This is a genomic window from Arsukibacterium sp., assembly GCF_033722355.1.
Taxonomy (GTDB): domain Bacteria; phylum Pseudomonadota; class Gammaproteobacteria; order Enterobacterales; family Alteromonadaceae; genus Alishewanella.
This window is the reverse complement of sequence record NZ_JAWVZF010000226.1, coordinates 1-3,291: the sequence shown is the minus strand read 5'-3', so window position 1 is coordinate 3,291 and position 3,291 is coordinate 1. Positions and strand designations below refer to the sequence as shown.

Sequence of the window (3,291 nt, the reverse complement as noted above, 5' to 3'; positions counted from 1 at the left end):
GTTGTTGAGCGGCTATTTAGCCGGTTAAACGAGTTTTTGTCGCCCCGCGCTACGCTGTGTATCTATGGGCCCTTTAATTACAACGGCCAGTTCACCAGCGTCAGTAATCAGGCCTTTGATGCCAGTTTAAAAAGCCGTGACCCGGCCATGGGGATCCGGGATAACGAACACGTATTAGCACTGGCGCGACAGCAAGGCTTTCAGTTAACACAGGATTTTGCCATGCCCGCCAATAATCGCTTATTGTGGTTTACCAGGCAGAATTAGCTCTCAGGTTACCTTATTTTTTACAGCATACTGTGGTTTCAGGTACTCACCCGTTTCAACCAGCTTTGCCAGAGTGGTTACTGCCTGCCAGATATCGGTAAAACGTAAGTAAAGCGGCGCAAAACCCAGTCGCAAAATATCCGGGGCTCTGAAATCTGCCACCACGCCGTGCTCAATAAGCGCCTGACACAACGCATAAGCGTTAGGGTGCTGATAAGCCAGTTGACTGCCCCGCTCTGCCGGTTCCACCGGTGTCAACAATGTTAATTCATTAAGGCCTGGATGCTGCAACAGCAGTTGGTGAAAATAACTGCTCAGTTGCAATGATTTTTGCCGAAGCTGCGCCATATCAACGTCCGCAAACACATCAAGTGCGGCGTCCAGCACACTCATTGATAAAATCGCCGGGGTTCCGGTTAAAAACTGGCTGATCCCCGGCGCTTTCTGATAATTTTTATCAAAACTAAAAGGCGAACTGTGGCCCATCCAGCCAGATAAAGGCTGTGATACCGCACTTTGGTGTCGCGCAGCGACATAAACAAATGCCGGTGCCCCCGGGCCGCCATTCAGGTACTTATAACCACAGCCAACCGCAAAATCGACATTGCAGGCATCGAGCTCAATCGCCAGTGCGCCGGCACTATGAGCCAAATCCCAGATCACCAGAATGCCTTTTGCATGCGCAAGCTCAGTTAACCTTTGCATATTCAGTAAACGGCCACTGCGAAAATCGACCTGAGTTAACAGCAGCACTGCCACCTCTTCGCTTAAGCTTTGTTCAAGCAATTCATCATTTTCACTTTCATCTACCAGTTTTAACTGACATCGCTGCTCGCCAAGTAAACTGGCCAGGCCCTGTACCATATACAGATCGGTTGGGAAGTTACCGGCCTGAGACAACACTTGCTTGCGCCCGGGTTGCATCAGCATGGCACTGCTTAATACTTTGAATAAATTAACAGAGGTGGAGTCGCAGCAAATAAGCTGGCCACTGGCCGCGCCGACCAAATGGCTTATTTTCTCGCCAACCGTTACCGGCAGGTCAATCCAGTGGTGGCGGTTCCAGCTTTTTATTAAATCCTGTGACCACTGCTGCGTCAGCACCTGCTGTGCCCGCTCTGCTGCAAGTTTTGGCATGGCTCCGAGCGAGTTACCATCCAGATAAACGGTGTTTTCCGGTAATACAAACGCATCGCGCTTTGCCGCAAGCGGATCCTGACTATCTAACTGCTGCAGTAACGGCAGGCTTATTTCCGTTTGACTGTTTTTTAATAAATGGCTTTGAGTTGTCACTGTGCAAAAAGCTCCTGCAAAGACGCAATAAACTGCTTATACGCCCGGGTGTGCGGATGGATCCAATCAAAATGTCCTGCATCAGCAACCACTTGATATGGCATATTGCTGGCAGTGGCCTGGGCAAGAGGCACAATGGTATCGACACTACCCTGTAAAAGCAAAGTTGCCGGATGCATGGGTTGCAGCTGCGGGCTTGCCTGTTGATAACGCAAAGGCTGCTCTGCTGCTGTGCCGCCAAGAAACTGCCCGGTTGCGCGCTGACAGCTATTGGTGCCTGCGCCATAGCTAAGCACATTGGTAATAGCGGCCAGACCTATCACCCCTTTTACCGGCGGCAACGGGGCTGTTTCAGCCTGATGGTAACTGCGCCCTGCCGCCAGTAACGCCAACTGGCCACCAGCCGAATGGCCCGCAATGACAATACTGCTTTTGTCCACCGCGTAAGCATTCAGGCCATGCTGGCTAAACTGCAACGCTTGCAACACATCATTAAAGGTGCCGGGCCAACCGCCGCCTTCATCACCGGTGCGCCGGTATTCAACAGACCAGACAGCGAAGCCTGCTGACGCTACTGCCTGACTAAACGCCCGGCTATGGCTGATATCATAGGCATTTAACCAGCAACCGCCGTGAATAAATATCACAAGCGGTACTTTTGTTTGTGTATGCGCTTTTGGCGGCAAATACAGGCGGCCATACTGCAGTTTATCCTCGCCGTAACGAAGTATGATGCTGTTATCAATGTAGGGTAAACTGGCCAGGCTGGCGTAGCTGACATTCGCTAGCGGTCGTTGCCCTGCTTGTTGAGGGGGCCAGTCTGTTTGTGACGGATATTGCGCACAACCGCTAAGCAGCCATGCACTACCCGCTAAAAAGGCTATTATTATTTTAATCATGCTGTGAATCAGGCGCTAAGCTTATTAGAGTCGTGTAGTAAGTGTATTAGCGCAACTGCAATCATCATATTCAATTTTAATCTGGCTTAGTACAAAATTCTCTTTTGCTACGGCATGTTATCGCTTGAGTTAATGCTATTGCAGGCCAATGTATTTCTAACAGGCAAAGTGTTGTCATCAACTTTCATCAGGAGACATGTATGAGTAACAGCTATACCCCACCAAAAGTCTGGCGAGCTGACAAAGAAAGTGGCGGCCAGTTTGCCAGCATTAACCGGCCGGTATCAGGTGCCACCCATGATAAACAGCTACCAAAGGGCAAGCAACCACTGCAGTTGTATTCCATGGCAACCCCAAACGGGGTCAAAGTGACGGTGTTACTGGAGGAATTACTCGAAGCGGGTATTAAAGAGGCGGAGTATGATGCCTGGCTTATTGATATCAAAGAGGGCGACCAGTTTGGCAGCGGCTTTGTTGCGCTTAATCCTAATTCAAAAATCCCGGCACTGTTTGATACCACAACAGATATGCGGATATTTGAATCCGGTTCAATACTGCTATACCTGGCTGAAAAACATGGCGCCTTTATTCCGGCTGAGCCGGCGAAGCGCACAGAAACGCTGAGCTGGCTGTTCTGGCAAGTGGGCAGTGCCCCTTATCTGGGCGGTGGATTTGGCCATTTTTACAATTATGCGCCCGAAAAATTAGAATACCCAATCAACCGTTTTACGATGGAAGCGAAACGGCAACTTGATGTATTAGATAAACAACTGGCAAAACACGAATATATTGCCGGCGATGAATATACGATTGCCGATATGGCTATCTGGCC

Annotated in this window: 4 protein-coding genes; 2 read left to right on the top strand and 2 right to left on the bottom strand. The window is 49.8% G+C overall.

All coding sequences use genetic code 11. From position 1 onward, the window contains the following. A partial coding sequence (locus R3177_RS14045) for a DUF938 domain-containing protein (RefSeq protein ID WP_318971636.1) occupies positions 1-267 on the top strand: 267 nt, incomplete at its 5' end. Between the two features lie 3 nt (positions 268-270). Here R3177_RS14045 and kynU read toward each other — a convergent pair. Next, positions 271-1,560 carry a kynureninase gene (gene kynU / locus R3177_RS14040; protein WP_318971635.1) on the bottom strand — a complete coding sequence of 430 codons (1,290 nt, stop codon included), beginning with the start codon at positions 1,558-1,560 and terminating at the stop codon, positions 271-273. Continuing rightward, a complete protein-coding gene (locus R3177_RS14035; RefSeq protein ID WP_318971634.1) occupies positions 1,557-2,459 on the bottom strand; it encodes an alpha/beta hydrolase in 903 nt (300 codons plus the stop codon). The genes kynU and R3177_RS14035 overlap by 4 nt, the downstream gene beginning before the upstream one ends. A 200-nt stretch (positions 2,460-2,659) precedes the next feature. On the opposite strand from R3177_RS14035, the gene yghU reads away from it, so the two are divergent. Continuing rightward, positions 2,660-3,291: glutathione-dependent disulfide-bond oxidoreductase (gene yghU, locus R3177_RS14030; RefSeq protein ID WP_318971633.1), on the top strand; the 632-nt coding region annotated here is incomplete at its 3' end.